General features: G+C 50.5%; 13 protein-coding genes and 2 tRNA genes. 1 reads left to right on the top strand and 14 read right to left on the bottom strand.

All coding sequences use genetic code 11. The features are described 5' to 3' along the window. Window positions 1–164 precede the first annotated feature (164 nt). Together OCV59_RS01440 and OCV59_RS01445 are read right to left on the bottom strand one after the other, a co-directional pair. Entirely contained in the window at window positions 165–737 is a 573-nt protein-coding gene (locus OCV59_RS01440) for a xanthine phosphoribosyltransferase (protein WP_147592552.1), read from the bottom strand. Window positions 738–793: 56 nt separating this feature from the next. Next, window positions 794–1,903 (bottom strand): DivIVA domain-containing protein, encoded by a 1,110-nt coding sequence (locus OCV59_RS01445; protein WP_147592553.1) that lies wholly within the window; start codon window positions 1,901–1,903, stop codon window positions 794–796. Window positions 1,904–2,115: 212 nt separating this feature from the next. Here OCV59_RS01445 and OCV59_RS01450 point away from each other — a divergent pair, with 212 nt between their 5' ends. Continuing rightward, on the top strand, window positions 2,116–3,441 hold the full coding sequence (locus OCV59_RS01450) for a hypothetical protein (RefSeq protein WP_147592554.1): 1,326 nt from the start codon (window positions 2,116–2,118) through the stop codon (window positions 3,439–3,441). Between the two features lie 245 nt (window positions 3,442–3,686). Here the strand turns inward: OCV59_RS01450 and OCV59_RS01455 are convergent, their stop codons facing one another. From OCV59_RS01455 to fabF, 12 genes are all read right to left on the bottom strand, one after another. Next, complete coding sequence (locus OCV59_RS01455) at window positions 3,687–4,745, bottom strand: MBL fold metallo-hydrolase (RefSeq protein ID WP_147592555.1); 1,059 nt, start codon at window positions 4,743–4,745, stop codon at window positions 3,687–3,689. Between the two features lie 121 nt (window positions 4,746–4,866). Continuing rightward, the gene (locus OCV59_RS01460; protein ID WP_147592556.1) at window positions 4,867–5,130 is read right to left on the bottom strand and encodes a hypothetical protein; all 264 of its coding nucleotides are present in this window, start codon (window positions 5,128–5,130) and stop codon (window positions 4,867–4,869) included. A gap of 25 nt (window positions 5,131–5,155) precedes the next feature. Continuing rightward, complete coding sequence (locus OCV59_RS01465) at window positions 5,156–5,422, bottom strand: hypothetical protein (RefSeq protein ID WP_147592557.1); 267 nt, start codon at window positions 5,420–5,422, stop codon at window positions 5,156–5,158. Between the two features lie 103 nt (window positions 5,423–5,525). After that, window positions 5,526–6,620, bottom strand: a complete 1,095-nt coding sequence (locus OCV59_RS01470; protein ID WP_147592558.1) for a linear amide C-N hydrolase — start codon at window positions 6,618–6,620, stop codon at window positions 5,526–5,528. Window positions 6,621–7,099: 479 nt separating this feature from the next. After that, a tRNA-Ala gene (locus OCV59_RS01475) sits at window positions 7,100–7,175 on the bottom strand. A gap of 262 nt (window positions 7,176–7,437) precedes the next feature. Then, window positions 7,438–8,640 carry an FprA family A-type flavoprotein gene (locus OCV59_RS01480; protein ID WP_147592559.1) on the bottom strand — a complete coding sequence of 401 codons (1,203 nt, stop codon included), beginning with the start codon at window positions 8,638–8,640 and terminating at the stop codon, window positions 7,438–7,440. Continuing rightward, the gene (locus OCV59_RS01485; RefSeq protein WP_147592560.1) at window positions 8,633–10,564 is read right to left on the bottom strand and encodes an acyl-CoA dehydrogenase family protein; all 1,932 of its coding nucleotides are present in this window, start codon (window positions 10,562–10,564) and stop codon (window positions 8,633–8,635) included. Before OCV59_RS01485 ends, OCV59_RS01480 begins: the two co-directional genes overlap by 8 nt. 742 nt (window positions 10,565–11,306) lie before the next feature. Next, window positions 11,307–11,382, bottom strand: a tRNA-Thr gene (locus OCV59_RS01490). 230 nt (window positions 11,383–11,612) lie between these two features. Further along, window positions 11,613–15,320, bottom strand: a complete 3,708-nt coding sequence (locus tag OCV59_RS01495; protein WP_147592561.1) for a PD-(D/E)XK nuclease family protein — start codon at window positions 15,318–15,320, stop codon at window positions 11,613–11,615. A 137-nt stretch (window positions 15,321–15,457) separates the two neighbouring features. Then, window positions 15,458–16,924, bottom strand: a complete 1,467-nt coding sequence (locus OCV59_RS01500; protein WP_147592562.1) for a nitronate monooxygenase — start codon at window positions 16,922–16,924, stop codon at window positions 15,458–15,460. Between the two features lie 9 nt (window positions 16,925–16,933). Beyond that, on the bottom strand, window positions 16,934–17,359 hold the full coding sequence (gene fabZ, locus OCV59_RS01505) for a 3-hydroxyacyl-ACP dehydratase FabZ (RefSeq protein WP_262584035.1): 426 nt from the start codon (window positions 17,357–17,359) through the stop codon (window positions 16,934–16,936). Between the two features lie 20 nt (window positions 17,360–17,379). After that, a complete protein-coding gene (gene fabF, locus OCV59_RS01510) occupies window positions 17,380–18,615 on the bottom strand; it encodes a beta-ketoacyl-ACP synthase II (RefSeq protein WP_147592563.1) in 1,236 nt (411 codons plus the stop codon). Between the last annotated feature and the right edge of the window lies 1 nt (window position 18,616).

Genomic DNA, 18,616 nt, shown 5'->3' on the forward strand with positions numbered 1-18,616 from the left:
AGTTTACCCTCTCGGGCTGACAGTGTCAACTAAAATTCGAAGTATTTCGCAAAATTTCGAACCTGAGAATCGGCCGTCATGTATCGGACATTCTATACTAAAAAGCAGGCAGGATGCGACAATATGCCGTACCTGCCTGTATCCCAGCATTAAATATGTTCGGCTCAGGCGAATGTGATAACACCGTCTGTTATCTTCTCTATGACCGCCAGTGACTCGACCCTGTAGCCTTTGTCTCTGAGCTTGCGGCTTCCGCCCTGAAACCCTTTTTCAATGACAGCACCGATCCCGACGACCTCTCCGCCCGCCTGTCTGACGAGTTCAGTGAGAGCCATCGACGCCTCTCCGTGCGCCATAAAATCATCTATGATCAGAACCCTCTCACCTTCGTTCAGGAATTTCTGAGAAACTCTGAACTTAGATACCGTTCCTTTTGTAAAAGACCTTGCATCAGCTTCATAAGCGCCTTCTATCATCGTGCTCGGTGCAGCTTTTTTTGCAAAGACAACAGACGGATATCCGAAATACTTCGCTGTGAGACACGCCACGGCTATGCCGCTCGCCTCTACTGTCAGTATCTTATCCACCTTGCAGTCTTCAAACCTTTTCCCGAACTCCTGACCTATACGATCCAGAAATTCGACATCGAGCATATGATTGAGGAAATTGTCGACCTTGACCACTTCTGTCCCTATCGCTACGCCTTCTTTTAGTATCTTTTCTTTTAACTCTTCCATATCCAATCAATCTATATTCCAATATATGCTGCCTGCGCAGCCTGCCGACCTGTCAACTATTTGTCTTCTCCGAAAAGTTCTTCAAGTCCTTCAAAAGATATCTCACCTGAATCTTCACCGTCAGGCAGCGGAGCTGCTCCGGCTTCAGGCATACCCATATTTACAGTATTGAAATCCATACCCTGCGCTGTATTCTCTGCCGCTGCGATAGGATCCTGCTCAGGGATCAGATCTTCGAGTCTCAGTTCCGACGTCTGTTCAGCCACTGTCTCTGTTTCAACAACAGGAGCTGCCACAGGTTCTTCATATACCGGCTCCGATGTGAACGGAGAATCCACTACGAACGGTGCTGCCGGTTCAGTATGTACTTCCTCCACCGGTTCTGCATAAAGCACCTCCGGCGCTGCATCTGCAGTCTGTACAGTCTGTACAGTCTGTACTTCCGCTGCATCGTCTGCAGTATATTCAGGCAGTGTTATCTCTTCAACATCATCTCCCGCTGCAGGGAAATCCACTGCGTCTAAATTTTCAGTAACGCTCCATGTGACCGCTTCATCGTCAGAAAGCTTGCTCTTGAGGCTGTCCACCTTTCCGGCAGTCCTCAGGATGTTCGTCTTGATCTCGGCAAATTCCTCTTTCATCGAGTTGAGCTGCTGTCTGTATTTGTTCTTGAGCGCTTCAGCCTTTTCTTTCTCGGCAGCGACTTCTGCTCTCATCGCAGCCTTCTCTGCTTCTACAGCTTCTCTTGAAGCATTGAGCTCTGTTGTTATCGCATCTTTTTCAGCTTCCATGCCGTTACGCATCTGCTCGAGCTCTTTTTCCTGTCTTGCGACCTGTTCTCGTCCTTCTGTGAGAATAGTCTCCACTTCTGTCTTCGCCTGGTTGATTATCTCGTTGCTGCTCTTCTTAGCTTCCATGATAAGGCTAACATACAGGTCATTGTTATCATCGTATTTCTGATACTTTTCTTTCAATTCGCTGATCTCTGCCTCATAGGCATTCTCTAATTCCTCTATGTTATTTTCGTACAAGTCACACAGCTTCTGCATGCATTCATATACATCATCTTTATCAAATCCACCAACGGTGCTTTTCTTGATGTTCATATTCTTAAGAAGACCAATAACCGTTTCACGTCTTTGTTCAGTCAATGCGTTCTTGTTCATATCTATAACCTCTTTTTCTTCTCATTATTTAGTAATGCGAATAAACAATTATTTTTTATTATAACATCATTGTGCAGCTTTGTCTTCCTTAATTTGTAATTTTATCACATTTTTTATTGACTTTTAGTGCTCAAAAAGGTTACCATAATGTTGATGTGATTTATTAGAAACCCTATTTTTCAATGTTTTTACAAAGAATTGAGGTTTATGACATGAAAACTATAGAAATAATATCCGGAGCGCAAAAAGCGCAATTTACTACAAAAAGTGTCACACTTGACGGCATAGAATACTTTTATATAAATATGTCAGACGTGAGAAACGACAGACTCAACCGCGTCTATACATTTGTTTATGACAGTGAAGTGAAAGCTGTTCCTTACGAGGAAAAAGATGCAAAAACGCTGGCGGTCATCTTCGGTCAGGTACGCGCTATGGAAGAAAAGCGCAAAGCGCATGATCGCGCCGCTGCACACCATGAAGAACACACTGCCCCCGGCACAGCAGCTGCTCCGCAGACTTTTGCACCTGCAGCAGATACACCCGTACAGAACTCTGCCGCACAGTCGCAGACACCGTCAGAAGCCTTCACACCACAGCAGGCACCGGCCAGAAATTTCACGCAGCCGCAGTACGCTGTACCGGAAGCACCGATAAACACCACCGCTCCTTACGCAGCGCCGAAAATGCCGGTGGATCATATGACGCAGTACACAGCGCCGGAAATGCCGGCAGAAAAACCGCAGGCAGCAGCTTTCTATCAGGAAACTTCCCAGACAGAAACTTTTGCGCCTGACATGTACCCGAACACACAGACACCGTCTGCCGAGCAGACACCTTTCACCGAAGCAGCCGATCCAAAGGCTGCAAAGAAAGCAGAAAAGGAAAGACTCAAAGCTGAGAAAAAGGCTGAAAAGGAACGGCTCAAAGCAGAAAAGAAAGCTGCAAAAGAACGTGCAAAGGCTGAAAGGGCTGCACAGAAAGCAGGCAATACACCTCCGACAGAAAATATCCCGCCAGCAAATGCAACCGTATCAGATCAGCAATCAACAGAAACTGTGGCAGATATATACACCGAACCAGCACCTGTGGCTGCGGCTGACACAGATCTTTCCGGGGCGACTGTTCCGTCAGAAACTCAGGAACAGGGACTGCCGAATGAATCCGCTGAAACACCGGCAGAAGCAGCTGAATCAGCAGTCCCCGGAGATGCTGCAGCTGAACCAGATGCCGTCGCTGAAGACACGATCGTTTTCACGGGCAGCGCTCCGTCATCTGAAATATCACATCCCGATGATTCTGCAGCTGACGCAGACGCCTCATCAGAACTCGACCCGGCCGATGCTGCCAAGAAGAAAAAACTGAAGAAATCCATTATAACGTTCGGCATCGTAGTCGCTGCCATCGCGGTCATCGCAGTGATATTCTTCCTGATCTTCGGAACATCGAAGGATCCTTCGCCTGTAAATCCGTCATCGACAGACTCCAACACATATCAGGATGTCGACGAACTGATAAACGATCTGCAGAACAACTGATTTCCGTATAAAAGCCCCGGAAACAGAGCATATATCAAAGCTCGCGATCCAGAGCCGATCGTTTTCAGCATGAACATGCTGAAACAGCCGTGGGCTGAGACTTTACACATAAAAAATCTTAGCAAAAAAATGTCCCCGCGTTCAAACGCGGGGTTTCCTTTCTACAAAAAACAAGCTGCCATGACAAGCACCCTGCAGTGTCCAGCCATGTGCAGCTTTTTACATATCTGCATTATTCACATCTGTTATCTGTCCGGATGACATCTGCCGCAAGGCTCGTATCCCGCGTTTTCTGCGGCATCCACACTCATGAAATACACCCGGTTCTTTTCATCAGGCAGCCCGCCGCAGCTCGGCAGGTGATATTTTTTCGAATTCACATTTCCTATGTAGTTCGCTTCCTGCTGATCCTCGTTGTAGGTTCTGTCCGACTTCTTTCCCTCACAGTTGAAAGTTATCTCACTTCCATCATCGACCGCGATCACCGTGCCCTGCTCATCCGTCCTGAAGACCTCCGCCCCGAGGTCATTGAACCTGCTCAGCGCCTCCTCGTGCGGGTGGCCGTACATGTTGTCCTTTCCGCATGATATCACCACATATCTGGGATTCACCTCGCGCAGAAAGTAATAGCTGTTTGAGGTGCTGCTGCCGTGATGCCCTGCCTGGAACACGTCTGCCTCCAGATCCGCGTCGCTTTCTATAAGCTCTCTCTCGGAAGAGGAACCGGCGTCGCCTGTAAACATGAAGCTGTTATCGCCGTGTGTCACTTTCAGACATATCGAATCGTCGTTCGCATCGTCGTGCTCTCTCACCGGCCCGAGAAAATCGATCCGGCACTCTCCCAGCTGCGCTGTATCCCCCGGTTCCGGAGCTGTCGTCGCGATCCCATTTTCGTCGACCGCACGCTTCAGGCTTGCGTCGATGCCTTCATCATACCCGTCCATCATGAATATCCTGTCAACGTCCACCGCTGCGATCACCGCTTCCCCGGAACCGATATGATCCTCGTGCGGATGCGTGAAAACTATGTATTTCAGGTGATCTATGCCCAGTTCCGCAAGATATCCCGTTATAAATGCCGCATCATCCCTGTTGCCCGCATCGATGAGCATCGCTTCTCCATCCGACACCAGCAGAGTGGAATCCGCCTGCCCTACATCGAGGAAATGTACCGTGAGCTCTCCATCTGCCGAAATCGTCCCGGAACCGCCGCCTGGATCTGACGCGCAGGCGCACAGGCTTGCCGCCGCCAGCACCAGACTCACGACAAGCGCCGCTATCCTGCTGAATTTTACTGATCTCATATATTACTGTTCCTTTCTCTGCCTGTCCTGCTGCCGCTCCTGTACGAAACCGCATGATGCCAAACAGCTTTGTCAAATGTTTTTATCAGATAGCTTTACCCGCCAGCTTAAAGACACCAGCTTAAAGAGTTATCGAGATAAACGTGCCGTCATGACCCTCGATGTGCAGTATTTCCAGGCCTTTGCAGCCTCTGAAAACATCTCTGCATTCCGAAAATATCAGCGATATCATTTCTCTGCTGACCAGGCAGTCGTATGGCCGGCCAAGCTTTTCCGCCGCCTTGCGGAATACCTTGTCCGGAACTGTTCTGATCGCCATGTCGGCCATCGCCAGCGGCACAGGCATCGAAATATCAGTGTCTTTTGTTTTTATCGTTATTTTCATGTCCCGTTTTTCCCTGCTCCCTTTTCTAATCGCCTATCGATACTCGGAACTTCGCTCCGCCGGACGAGCTCACGTTGACGAGCTCGCCTTCAGTCTCGGCTTCAAAGCATGTCCTGATGATTTCCATAAGCTCGGCCGTGTCTATCCCCTGGACCATATCGTCCGGCAGCGGCAGCTTTCCCGCCTGATCTATCAGTCGCTTCACAGCTGCCACCGGAAGCTGCAGCTTTACATCATCTCCCTTCGGAGTGACCGCCGTCATCCTGACCAGCTTTCTGTCGTAAAATGTCATATACTTTCCTCTCTATGTGTCTGTGTGTATCTCTGTGCATTCGCGTTTCTACGCATTTGCATCCCTGTTCGGATACCCGTCTGCGCCTTGCTTCCGGCACGTTCTAGCCGATCCTGTTAGTGCTGAGATAATATTTCGTGATCGTGTCCCAGTCTCGCCTTATCGCTATCTCGGCCGTGAGATCCGTGTTGTTGTAAAGGATCGACCACTGCGTATTGCTGGTGACGTCATCCTCCCTCGGTTCCTGCGAAGCCGCCCTGAGCGCTTTCCAAGCGACCGAAGCCGTCAGCGCCTCTTTATTCTCGTCGAGGATCTCCTCGATCGCGTCATGACGCTCTCTGCCATGTCCGTAGATACCGTTTTCCTGATTCGGCTTCACGTGCTTTCTGTACATCTCGTAAAAGTTAGTGACTGTCCTTACCGGCGTCACTGTGAGCTCTCTGTAAGGGCTGTCACAGTCGTATTCCACCACGCGGCTGTCGCCCGACGCGTCTGTTATATAAAAATGGTAGTCACGTCCGCTTGTGGCGAACATATCGTAGCCTCTTATCAGCTGTATCGCTTCTTCTGTAGTCGCTGCTCTGTCAAGCACGAGCCTTATCAGCAGGGTCGTTGCTATCACTGGTCTTCCGGTCTGCTGTCGTGTCGGTTCGCTGTCAAGAGTCAGCACTGCTATCGAGACGCCTTTTTCATTCATGCCGTCGAGGCATATGAACGGAGCAGTCAGGCATGCGATCTTTGTTCTGATGCTGCGGTCCGCTTCATTGGCGGAAACATTGTCAAGCGCGGCAAATGCGACTGAACGATATCCGTCTTTCGGCGCGCAGTGCACCAGCAGTGCGGATGTATTGTTCTTGAAATCGTAGTTGCGCCCCATCAGGGTATGCTCTGCCATGTCCTTCATGCAAAACGCACTGCATCCGAAGTTCGGCGCTTTTATTTTTACCGGCAGCCCCGGCATCGATTCTCTGACAACCGCGTCTATGAACGACTGATCATCTTCTATATCATGTTTTATGATGTTATCTATACTGTATCTGTGCCTGACGTCCATACGATACAGGTTGTAGTCTTTGTAAAAAGTCAGCTGTCTAATCGTCGCAAGTGATTTGAATCTCCTGAAATAAAGTCCTGACAGCGCTCCTGCTGCAACGCCCAGCCCCGCTGCCGCCAGTGGTAAAATTTTTGATTTTTCCATTACCGCCTCTCCTTTCATTTATTTGTCGATCGCAGATCGACATCAGGTTATCCCTGCAGGGACAGCGCATAGCGCAGTCCCGCAGCAGAGGGTTCATTAGTTTGCCGGCAAAGTCGCCGTAAAGGTCACACCTCTGTGCACATCTCCGGCACCGATAAAAATCCGGGCCGAGAAGTGCTGCCTATATATTAGCATACATCTTACGATTAATATAACCATTTTATGCCTGATTAACACTAAAAAATCACAAAACCCTGTCTGCCGCTGAGTTTTTTGCATTGTGTCCCTCGCCTGTTTTCTTGCTTTGAGGAAAATTATATTTTTTATCCCGATACCACATTTGGCAATACCAGATTTTTTTCAGCTTTTGCACAAAAGTCACGGGAATCGAGCGGGATCAAAGAATGACCGGAGGAACTTCAAGAAAGCAAAAAGCACGTTGAAATTTCAGTGTTTCAAACGTGCTTTCATATTAAAACTGGTGGAGAATACGGGGGTCGAACCCGTGACCTCATGACTGCCAGTCATGCGCGCTCCCAGCTGCGCTAATTCCCCATATTTTTTATGCCTGCTGGCTGACCTCTCCCCCTGTAAACGATTATATATCATAAAAGCCGTTTTTTCAATATTCAGATCGTCTTTTCCTCTGCCGCAGCATTTTCAAATGCCCTGAAAATGCTCTAAGGATGAAATACAGAGGGCAGTTCTTATCTGTAGCGAAAAACTTTTTCGATCAGAGAAGATCCGCCCCGTCTGTAAATCATACCAGATTCAGAGTGATCTGACCGGCGCCTTTTATAAACGCACCGGCCATTCGTCAAATCCCAAGAGATTCTACTATCGCATCAGCCATCTGTTCCATCTCTGCTGCACTGCTATCACTCAACGTCGAAAGCACTGTCACTTTTTCATTCAGCACCGTCATCTGCTTCATCTCATCTAGCAGCTCCTCCATCAGCACCCCTGCCTTTGGAGCCCATGATCCGCCTTCCATGATAGCGACCGTACGATCCTGCATGTTCAGCGCTTTCATATCCATCAGATAATTGTGCATCAGCGGATATATCCCCAGGTTGTACGTAACCGAAGCCAGCACTATATGACTGTATTTGAAAGTCTCAGCAATCAGATGAGATACATGCGTGTTCGAGACATCATACACTGCGATCTTTTCAACACCCTTTGCCGTAAGCATCGAGGCGAGCCGCTGCGCTGCGCTTTCCATATTGCCGTACATAGATGCATAAACTATGAGCACCCCGTTCTCCTCCGGTTCATATCGGCTCCACTTGTCGTACTTTTCGATAAAATATCCCAGATCCTTACGCCAAAGCGGCCCGTGAAGCGGGCATACCATTTTTATATCGATACTCCCCGCCTTCTGCAGCAGAGCCTGCACGTGAGGCCCGTATTTCCCGACTATATTCGTATAGTATCTTCTGGCGTCATCTATCCAGTCTCTGTCAAAGTCCGCCTCATCACTGAAAAGTATCCCGTCCAGTGCTCCGAAAGACCCGAAAGCATCTGCAGAAAACAGGACTCCATTTGTCGTATCAAATGATACCATGGCTTCGGGCCAGTGCACCATAGGCGCCTGTACGAACGTGATCGTATGTTTTCCGAAGCTGATGACATCACCTTCCGATACTTCCACCCTGTTATCACCTATGCCGAACCCGAACTGGCTCATCAGCATGAAGGCTTTCTCATTGCTGACAACAGTAATATCAGGGTATCTCACAAGTATTTCGCCGATCGACGCCGCATGATCCGGTTCCACATGATTTATCACCATATAATCAAGTGAACGCCCGTCGAGCACGCCTTCTATATTTTCAAGGAACTGCCTGCCGGACGACCAGTCTATCGTATCGAAAAGAACGGTTTTCTCATCGAGCAGCAGATATGAATTGTATGAGACACCTCTCGGTATAGGGTGGATATTTTCAAAAAGTGCAAGCCTGTGATCGTTTGCTCCTATCCAGTAAAGATCTTCTGTCACCTTTCGTACATTATACATGCTGCTCCTCCTCTCTCTTCTTTACTTCTATGAACTGATCCTTGCCTTCGCCGCAGTCAGGACAGATCCATTCCTCAGGAAGCGCCTCAAACAGAGTCCCCGGTGATATACCGCCTTCCGGATCGCCGGTTTCCGGATCATATTCATATCCGCAGCCCTGGCATACATTGATCGACCATGGCGGGGCTTCTTTTTTCGGCGTCGCTTTTCTCATCTTCACCATCGGCGGCGCCGGTTTCTTCGGTTCTCCGTTATCGAGTGCTTTCGTAAGCAGAGGCAGGATTTCCATGAGGTCTCCCACGATTCCGTAATCCGCATTTTTGAAGATCGGCGCATTCCTGTTCTTGTTTATCGCAACTATCGTAGTCGCACCTCTGATCCCTTTGAGATGCTGGCCCGCACCCGATATGCCGCATGCTATGTAAAGGTTGCCGTTGAATTTCTGTCCGGACATTCCCACATATCTGTCAAGAGGCAGGTACTTCAGAGTTTCAGCTACAGGTCTTGATGAGCCTACTGCTGCTCCGGCCTGGATCGCAAGAGCTTCTATAAGCTTCATGTTTTTCCTGTCACCAATGCCTTTGCCGGCGCTCACTACTCTATCCGCCTCGCTCACAGGTGTATTCATATCTATTCCTACTGTAAAATCAAACCCCTCTTTTTTCAGTGCCTCAACAAGTGCATTGACCTTGTCCTCAGCCGTTCCGTCATTGAACATGATTCTTTTTCTTGCACCTGTGATCGGTCCTTTTCCTTTAACGGCTGCCGTATTTTGCTTAGGCGCTTTGCCGAGTATATGCGACGCTATAACGATCCTCTGTATCTCGTTTGTCCCCTCGTATATCGTGCAGATCTTTGCATCTCTGTATGCACGCTCGACCTCCATGCCTTTTAGGAATCCGTTGCCGCCGTGCATCTGCAATGCGTCGTTGACAACTTCAAGACATATATCCGAAGCATACATTTTAGCCATTGCAGACTCCATGCCGTAAGGCTCATGTGCTTCCTTGAGCTCTGCGGAACTGTAGACCAGGAACCTCGCAGCTCTGAGCTTTGTAGCCATATTTGCGACTTTGAAAGAATTTGCCTGCTGAAAAGCTATAGGCATACCGAACTGCTCGCGCTCTTTTGCATACTCGACGGCTGCTTCATATGCTCCCTGTGCAATGCCCAGTGCCTGTGCCGCGATGCCGATACGGCCTCCGTCAAGGGTACTCATTGCGATCTTGAACCCTTCGCCTTCTTTGCCCAGGAGATTTTCTTCCGGGACCTTTACATCATTGAATATAAGTTCTGCTGTCGCCGATGATCTGATGCCCATCTTATCGTAGTGATCTCCGAATTCAAAACCTTCCCATCCTTTTTCAACGATGAATGCGCTGATCCCCTTCGTTCCGATATTCGGCGTTGTAACTGCAAACACGACATAAGTATCCGCCTTGTCTGCATTGGTGATAAATATCTTGCCGCCGTTGAGCAGATAATGATCCCCCTTGAACACTGCAGTTGTCTCTGTGCCGCCTGCATCACTTCCCGCATTAGGCTCCGTAAGTCCGAATGCGCCTATTTTCTCTCCTTTCGCCAAAGGAACGAGATATTTCTTCTTCTGCTCCTCAGTTCCGAATGCAAAAATCGGATACGCACCCAGGGATACATGTGCCGAGAGGATAACTCCTGTTCCGCCATCTACTCTGGCCAGCTCTTCTACCGCAATAGCGTAGGTCAGTATATCCTTGCCTGCGCCGCCATATTCTTTCGGATAAGGCAGCCCCATGATTCCCATTTTCCCAAGTTTTTCTACTATCTCTCCAGGAAATTCGTTGTTTTTATCCAGCATGAAAGTAATCGGTTTTAATTCCGACTCAGCAAACTCTCTTATTTTTGCTCTGAATTCCTCATGCCGCTGTGAAGTTTTAAATAACATCCGCACACCTCCTTTTTTCAGTTTTTTTTGAATATTTTAATTTGTTTTACGTAAGGATAACACAGTTCTGACATAAAGTAAATATACTATACAAAAATAGTCCTTATTATTTTTTGAATCTTTTTACGTGACTTTCCAGAAAAGTCGGCTTTGCCGAACACCGATCAACGGCAGGCTTTGTGAGACCAGCGTTATTGTCTGAATAATATGGCCTGTCGCCCGGCTGCGATAGCGATCCCGCGCCTTAGATCCTGCTGCTGCGTGCGATAATGATGTGCATGATAAGGATACGAACGATAGCGATACGGGCTCATGTAAAAACCAAGAATCCCTTGCCTGATGGCTGTTGTTGGTAAAAACAGCAGTTATTCGAGTGTTTTTGTGGGAGCAAATACCAAGAATGAAAAATCGATGATTGGTTCTTGGTATTTTTCATGCGAAAAAGCCAAGGTTTTTATGAAAAAGTTACCAAGAAATCATAGGTGAAAGCAGTTTCTTGGTAAACAGGAGCTTTGAAATGGGCGATATTACAGCTATTTTGCTGAATATGATAATGTTATGACCTGATTTTGGTAAATGCCGGGATTTCCAAAGAGGTGCAGTTTTTTCGATCGCCCTCAGTGATGTATCAAGGTGCTAACCACCCCCGGCAGTTTTAACAGAGCCGGAGATCCGGAGCAGGAAATATTGCCAGCGATATTTCCCTGCATAAAAAAACTGCGATGCTGAGACCGCAGTTTTGTGGAGCCACTGGCCGGGATCGAACCGGCCACCTGCACGTTACGAATGTGCTGCTCTGCCAGATGAGCTACAGTGGCAAATCTGAAAATCAATAACAGTATTTTACTATGTATTAAAAGCAACGTCAAGTAAGACAATACAAATTTTATAATACACCTGTGTGACAAATTCCCATGTACTGTCAGTCACTGCGAAAGGCTCTTGACAGGCAACAGGCGGCAGGCGACAAACGACAAATGGCAAACAGCAAACCGGCAAATATTTCAGCATCTCATGTTCAGGCACACGAGACGCTGAAATGCAGCGATCACACATTCTCATATCTGCATCCGTCAAATGAAGTGTCAAACATGCATATGCTCCTGTATCTGCAGTATCTGCAGGCGATCCTGTAATTGCCTTCCATGTCTTTGCGGCTCTCGCGTTTCGGCTTGATCTCTATGTTTCCGGCGCACAGTTCAGTGCAGATGCGCTTCACCTGCATATCGACCTGCTCGTACAGTTCGGCGAATTCTTCTTTCGTCATCAGACAGCCGCCGGCCGCCGGAACATACACGCCTTCTTTTTTGCTGATCTTTACCGGGATCACCTGCGATGAGCCGTCGATCTCGCTGTCCATCGAGCTTATCAGGCTGTCGTCATTCAGCAGTATCCCTTCGAGCCGGTAGGAATCCGCGAGCTTCTTCTCAAGCCCGGTTTTATCTGCGGGCAGCGAGGCGCTGTCTGCATCCATGTCTACGTCGCGGATCTTGAAGTAAAACACTCCGGCCGGTTCGAGTCTGCCGTTGTACGCGTCCACGGCTGCTTTCATGTAAACCATCAGCTGCAGCTTATAGCCTTTCATGAAATATTCGGGATCCACGGTCTCGCTGCCCGTCTTGTAGTCGATTATCCTCACTGACGCCTCGGCTTCCGGATCGCGACGGACACTGTCTTCATGATGTTCCCCATACGCACCATCGGCACGGTCACCGGCATCGTCTCCGCATTCATCACCATGAGAAATTTCATCATCTCTGCCGGCAACTCCCTCCAGTATGTCCAGCCTGTCGATCTTGCCCTGGATCAGCACCTCCTGCGATCCGATGTCCACTCTGACAGGCGGCAGCGCTCTGCCTGTACCGAACGGATATTCAAAACGCATGGATCTTATGCTGCCTTTCCTGACCTGCTGTATCATAGACCACGCTATGCTGCTGCAGATCTCAGCGATGCGCTCCGCCCTGTACGACTCCTCCCTGCCCGATGAAAGTATCCCTTCTCTGTAGCTCTTGGAATCGCTTCGTATTATATCGCGGATGCGTTCCGTACATTCTTCCTTCGTCACATTCATCCACGGTGAATCCGGATCATTGACCGCCATCCCGCTGTCGCGATCAGGTGTCAGCTGCTGCGAAAGCTTCATCAGGCATCTGTGGTATACATCGCCGATCTCCCTGGCCCCGACTTCATAGATCCTCGGCTCCTGCGCTTTCAGCCCGTACATCACGAAATGCGAGAACGGGCATCTGCTGTACTGCTCGAGTCGCGAAGCGCTGACCTCAAGGGCAGACAAGTAGCCTTTGTAAAGGCTGTCCGCAAACTTTTCGCCCAGCGCTTCCAGTCTGTTGTCGAACATAAGGCCGTGTTTCACGCGGCTGAAATCTTCTTCATCATGCTTTTCATACCAGTCCATCACTTCGAGCCAGCTTCTGTCGAGCATGCCGTCGGCCTTGTAGTCTCGCAAAGCTGCAGCCATGTGAGAAAGCGTGCCTTTAGGGGCAGTTATCAGCTCTGTAAAGCTGCCGCGCGCGCCCAGATCGCCAAACACCGATGGACTATGCCAACGTTCGGCATCCTCTGACGTCAGGGTTTCGCCGGAACGCTGATCTTCAGGCGACGAATCGCCAAACACCGATGGACTATGCCGACGTTCGGCATCTTCCGACGGCAGGGTTCCGCCGGAGCGCTCATCTTCAGGCGATGAATCGCCAAACACCGATGGACTATGCCGACGTTCGACATCTTCTGATGACGCACTTTCATGTCTTTTCTCCACAAATTCCCTCAGCACCGTGAAAACCTCTGAAGGTCTGCACTCCTCGCCTTTCTCGTCGACTCCGCAGCAGCTCACGTACAGCCTTTCCTGCGGAAGCCACAGTGCCCTGTATATCGCCAGCTGCTCCTCCTGCCTGGTGACCTCGTCTCTCTTGGAGAGCTCAAGCTCCATCGACTGCAGGATCTCTTTTTCGCGCTCGCTCAGCAGACCTTCATCACTCCTGTTCAAAGGCAGCACTCCTTCGTTCGCGCCTACGATCAGCAGCGCCTTGAGCTGACTGAGCCTCGTCCTCTGCAGCGTTCCGATCAGCACGCTGTCGCCCGTCACCGGAACGAGGCCGATCTCGACCTCTTCAAATCCCGCCGACATCAGCTCGAACAGATCCTCATTGGACATCCGCTCTTCTCCAGCGATGTCCACGATCTGATCGAATATATTGCAGATCACGCTCCAGCTCTGCGACGTTTCCGCCGCACTCTCGGCAAGGCCGAGCGCCTGCTGCCTTTCCATGATCTGCTCCAGACGCTCCATCACAGCCATGTCCTGCTCCAGGAACGTGTAAAGCCCGCGGATCTTTTCACCGGCTGTATTTCGGATGCCCATCCTGAGTTTTGCATTTTCTATACAGTCGACGACATTTCTGCGCAGAGCATTGAGCACGTTCAGCTGCTCCGCGTCATACCTGTCGCCGCATTTTTCAAAATCGTTTTTCCAGGCGCTGCCCCTTATACGGAACTGACGCACATAATTTTCGAGCTGCTCCTTTTCTTCTTCGCTGAAAGGCATCATGCCCGATTTCACGAGACTCATCACAGCTTCATCACGATAACCCTTAGCGATCACCTCGAGCAGCGCCAGCAGGAAGCTGACGGCCTGATGATGCAGCACCTTGCGCTTTTTATCCATGAAAACAGGGATCCCCCATCGCATCAGCGTGCGTCTGAGGATGCCGCCTCTCGTCTCCGTGTCATTGCAGACCACGACGATATCGCCGTACCTGTAGCCTTCTTCGCGCACCAGCTCCAGTATATATGCCGCCGCGCGCTCCGCCTCCGCATACATGTTCGAAGCCGCGACGAGCGTGATCGGAAATCCGCCGTACTCCGCTTCATTTGCCGGCTGTGCGCTCATCTCAGTCCCGTGTGCGATCGCCCGGCGCCCATGCTTCAGCTGCGCGATTCTCGACCATACCGTCTTTCTCTCCGTTCCATGTATCTCATCAAAGCTGACGGCGATACCACTGCGCTCCGCAAGCTGCCTGAGCTGCCCCATCACGTGGCCGGTTAGCTCGAACTGCTCCTTTCCGTCTTCATATGTCATCACGATATTGACATTCCGCGCGGACAGGATCAGCCGCTCGATCACCTGCATGTTTTTCGGCGTGAACGTGTCGAACCCGTATATCCATATCTCCGATTCGTGTATCATCGGAGCTTCGAGTATCCGCTCCCCGTAAAACGAGATATAGTCCTCGGAATCGAGGTATCTGCCCTCGATCTGCGCCTGATACGCCCGGTAGACCTTCAGTATGTCGCCGAGCTTGTAGCTCAGATAGCTGCTTTCCTCCAGCTTTCCCAGCACATCCTCGAGATCCTCAGGGCTCACATCATAGCGCTTCATTTCCGATATCACGGTGTTGAGCATATCGATGAATGAGTTTTTCCTGTTCAGCCCCCTGTAGATACCGAGCTCGCTTTCCAGCTCCGCAGTCACTCTGGCAAGCAGCATGTGACGTCCGTACTTGTCTATCAGATCGGGAACTCTGCCTCCAGTCTGCTGCATCACTTTATAGCCCAGCGTGGAAAAGTCCACTACCCTCAGGTCCATGAGGCTGTTCTTTCCAAGATAAAAAAAGGCATCTCTTTCTGCCTGCAGCGAAAACTGGTCCGGTACAAGCAGCAGAGTCCTGCCTTTTACATGTTCGAATATGAATTTTTCTCTGTCTGTCGCTTCGCTGCCGTAATAGATGCTGAGCATGGGATACCTCCTGGCTGAAATCAGTTCCACCCGGCCTCGTCTGCCTGTTCAGACTGTCACACGATCGCTGCCGGGCTGCTTTTCAGCCCCCGCAGACTATTCATGCGGTCCCAAGGCGTAGAGCCGGACCGCCCCGGTCAGGTGGTGAATTCTCTGAAAACATCTTCCACGGTATCTGTCTTTCTGATCTTTTCGGCATTCGCACTGCAGAAGATCAGTCCGTTGTCATGATCGCCCTCAATGCCTTTCTGCACGGCCCGGATTATGTCGTAATCCTCCTTGCCCGTGCGCGCCAGCATGTCGGCGAACGAGTTTTTCATCACTCTGGCAGATGTCTTCATAGGACTCCTGACTATTGTAACATCATTTTCCGTACAGTTCAAATACAGCCTTTTGTATGATTCGTCGGCGTCGCACTCCTCCGTGGCGACGAATCTGGTGCCCATCAGTATACCGTCCGCACCGTACCTGAAGACCTTCTCCGCGTCCTGTTTATCGAAAATGCCGCCGCCTACTATGAGAGGACAGTTTTCGATCTTCGCCAGCTCCGCCTTTATCTCAGCAACGATCTTGTAACGGTCGTTGCACGCCTTTTCGAGCTCGGATTCGCGGAAACCCAGCAGCCCTGCTGCACATGGTCCCTGGAAAATGAACCCGTCGGGCGTCCTGTTGTACTTCTGCGTCCACGTCCTGGTTATCACGGCCGCCGCACGTTTTGAAGATATGGTAGGCAAAAGCGCGACTTTCCGGTCTTCACAGTATCTGGGAAGATCCTTGGGGAGCTCGACGCTGGTGACTATCACCTGAGCGCCGCCGCGTACCGCCGCCTGGACGTATCTGCCCGCATCGTGATCGTTCCACATCACTGCCACGCCTATAAGGCCTTTGCCGCCGGCCTTTTTCACGATCCTTCGCGCCTCGGCGACCTCCGCTTCAAGCGCCTTCAGATCTGCCTCCAGCGGATCTGCTTCATAGTTTTCGCTGCGGTATCCGATCCTCGAAGTGCCTATCAGACCAAGTCCGCCCTGTATCGCTACTGCCGACGCCAGTCGTTTGCCTGCGATGCCGATACTCATGCCTGCCTGCACGATCGGCACCGGAAGTGTGTTTCCTGCCAGCTGCAGCGGCCTGAGATCGAACCCCGAGCCTTTTTCATACGGCATGCTGCTGCGCATGATCATGAAGCTGCTGATGTTCTCGAGCGACGATACGAACTGCCTGACGTTTTCCTGCGGGATCTGCGCTATCGCTTCACGGATCATCGACTCGTGGAATTCCTCGTGCTCCCTTACGGCATCCCTGCCCTTTTCAGTCAGGCTTATCTTGACGATCCTCCTGTCGTTCTCGTCGCGCAGCCTGCTGACATAGCCTTTTCTGACCAGACGGTTCACGGCTGTCGTCAGCGTGCTGATCTTTATCCCCAGGATGTTCGCGACATGAGTCATCGTCCTCGGTCTGCCGTTGCCGATCGCCTCGAGCGTATGTACCTCCGTGATGGAGATATCCTCGCACGAAGCGTTCCTGATGGCTTCCTCCTCCATCTTCAGCACCGTATTGAACAGACTGACCATTATGTCATTGAGCTTTTTTATCTCTCTGTCCAATCCCGCCACCTAGCTGAAAGCAAACAGTATCTCGCATTTACATGCGAGCACGTCTCCAACGTAAGCTTCTGCATGGCCTGTGCCCGAGCTTGTCCTGAGCCTGTCCATAGTCACCTTGAGAGTCAGAGTGTCTCCCGGAACGACCTGCTTCTTGAACTTTGCATTCTTTATAGCACCGAAAACAGCCAGCTTGCCTTTGTTTTCCGGCATGGAAAGCACCGCGATGCCGCCTGCCTGCGCCAGCGACTCTACGATGAGGACTCCGGGCATTATAGGTCTGCCCGGAAAATGTCCCTTAAAATAGTACTCGTCTTCCGTCACGAATTTAGTAGCGACGATGGACTTGCCGACTTCCATCTCATCCACCTGATCGACCAGGAGGAACGGCTCTCTGTGCGGAAGCACTTCTTTTATCTGTTCTTTGTTCATCAACATTTAAACTGCCTCCTTGCCGGCTATTCGCCCCTGTATTTTTTCATCAGCAGAGTACCGTTGTGTCCGCCGAATCCCAGCGAGTTCGAAAGCACGTATTCGAGATCCGCTTCCCTGCCTGTGTTAGGAACGTAGTCCAGATCGAGCTCAGGATCCTGGTTCTGCAGACCGACCGTAGGCGGAATGAAGCCCTCTACGATAGCCTTTGCACAGATAACTGCTTCAAGTCCTCCTGCCGCTCCGAGCAGATGTCCCGTCATGCTCTTAGTCGAGCTTACAGGCACCTTCGTGTCGTCTCCGAACACTTTCTTGATAGCGATCGTCTCGAACGCGTCATTGTAAGGCGTTCCCGTTCCGTGAGCGTTGATGTAGTCGACGTCCTCAGGCTTGATGCCTGCATCGTCGAGTGCCATCTGGATAGCCTTTGCCGCACCTGTGCCTTCAGGGTCAGGCGATGTGATGTGGTATGCGTCTGATGTTGCACCGTAGCCTGCGATCTCACCGTAGATCTTCGCACCTCTTGCCTTTGCGTGCTCGAGCTCTTCGAGGATCAGGAAGCCTGCGCCTTCTCCGAGGATGAATCCGTTCCGCTCAACATCAAACGGGATCGACGCTCTGTCAGGATCTGTAGTCGTGTTCATCGCTGTCATGTTCGCAAACCCCGAGAATGAAACAGGCGCCAGCACTGATTCTGCACCGCCTGCCATGATGACATCGTTGTAGCCGTGCTTGATGTTCCTGTACGCTTCACCGATAGTGTGCGTGCCTGATGCGCAGGCTGAAACTATACCGAAGCTCGGACCTTTTGCATTGAATTCCATGGAAATATTTCCTGCGATAGCATTAGGCATCATCATAGGTACCAGCAGAGCGGACGCTCTCGCCATGTTGCCTTTCTTGATACACTTCGTGACTTCGCTTTCCAGTGTGGCGATACCGCCGATACCTGTACCGCCGTAGATGCCGAATCTGTCAGGGTCAACATTTTCCCCGCTCACGATGCCGCTGTCCGCAACAGCTTCTCTTGCTGCGACGAGCGCATACTGATCCGCGATATCCAGCCTCTTTGCAGCTCTTCTGTCGCCAAAATCAAAATCCTTGACTTCTGCCGCCAGCGTCACCTTGTGGCCTTCTGTATCAAATCTGGTGATCGGCGCGATACCGTGCTTTCCGGCTTTTATCGACGCCCACATTTCATCTATATTGTTTCCTACAGGGGAAACGACTCCGAGTCCTGTTACGACAACTCTTCTTTCCATT

Origin of the sequence: Brotomerdimonas butyrica, assembly GCF_025567305.1 — a bacterium.
Classification (GTDB): Bacteria; Bacillota; Clostridia; order Peptostreptococcales; family Anaerovoracaceae; genus Lentihominibacter; species Lentihominibacter butyricus.

What these genes read in the sequence shown, in the direction of transcription:
- OCV59_RS01470 (WP_147592558.1), bottom strand. Translation starts at nt 6,620, where the DNA reads ATGGAAAAATCAAAAATTTTACCACTGGCGGCAGCGGGGCTGGGCGTT.
- OCV59_RS01495 (WP_147592561.1), bottom strand. Translation starts at nt 15,320, where the DNA reads ATGCTCAGCATCTATTACGGCAGCGAAGCGACAGACAGAGAAAAATTC.
- OCV59_RS01465 (WP_147592557.1), bottom strand. Translation starts at nt 5,422, where the DNA reads ATGACATTTTACGACAGAAAGCTGGTCAGGATGACGGCGGTCACTCCG.
- OCV59_RS01485 (WP_147592560.1), bottom strand. Translation starts at nt 10,564, where the DNA reads ATGTTATTTAAAACTTCACAGCGGCATGAGGAATTCAGAGCAAAAATA.
- OCV59_RS01460 (WP_147592556.1), bottom strand. Translation starts at nt 5,130, where the DNA reads ATGAAAATAACGATAAAAACAAAAGACACTGATATTTCGATGCCTGTG.
- fabF (WP_147592563.1), bottom strand. Translation starts at nt 18,615, where the DNA reads ATGGAAAGAAGAGTTGTCGTAACAGGACTCGGAGTCGTTTCCCCTGTA.
- OCV59_RS01440 (WP_147592552.1), bottom strand. Translation starts at nt 737, where the DNA reads ATGGAAGAGTTAAAAGAAAAGATACTAAAAGAAGGCGTAGCGATAGGG.
- OCV59_RS01455 (WP_147592555.1), bottom strand. Translation starts at nt 4,745, where the DNA reads ATGAGATCAGTAAAATTCAGCAGGATAGCGGCGCTTGTCGTGAGTCTG.
- OCV59_RS01445 (WP_147592553.1), bottom strand. Translation starts at nt 1,903, where the DNA reads ATGAACAAGAACGCATTGACTGAACAAAGACGTGAAACGGTTATTGGT.
- OCV59_RS01480 (WP_147592559.1), bottom strand. Translation starts at nt 8,640, where the DNA reads ATGTATAATGTACGAAAGGTGACAGAAGATCTTTACTGGATAGGAGCA.
- fabZ (WP_262584035.1), bottom strand. Translation starts at nt 17,359, where the DNA reads ATGTTGATGAACAAAGAACAGATAAAAGAAGTGCTTCCGCACAGAGAG.
- OCV59_RS01450 (WP_147592554.1), top strand. Translation starts at nt 2,116, where the DNA reads ATGAAAACTATAGAAATAATATCCGGAGCGCAAAAAGCGCAATTTACT.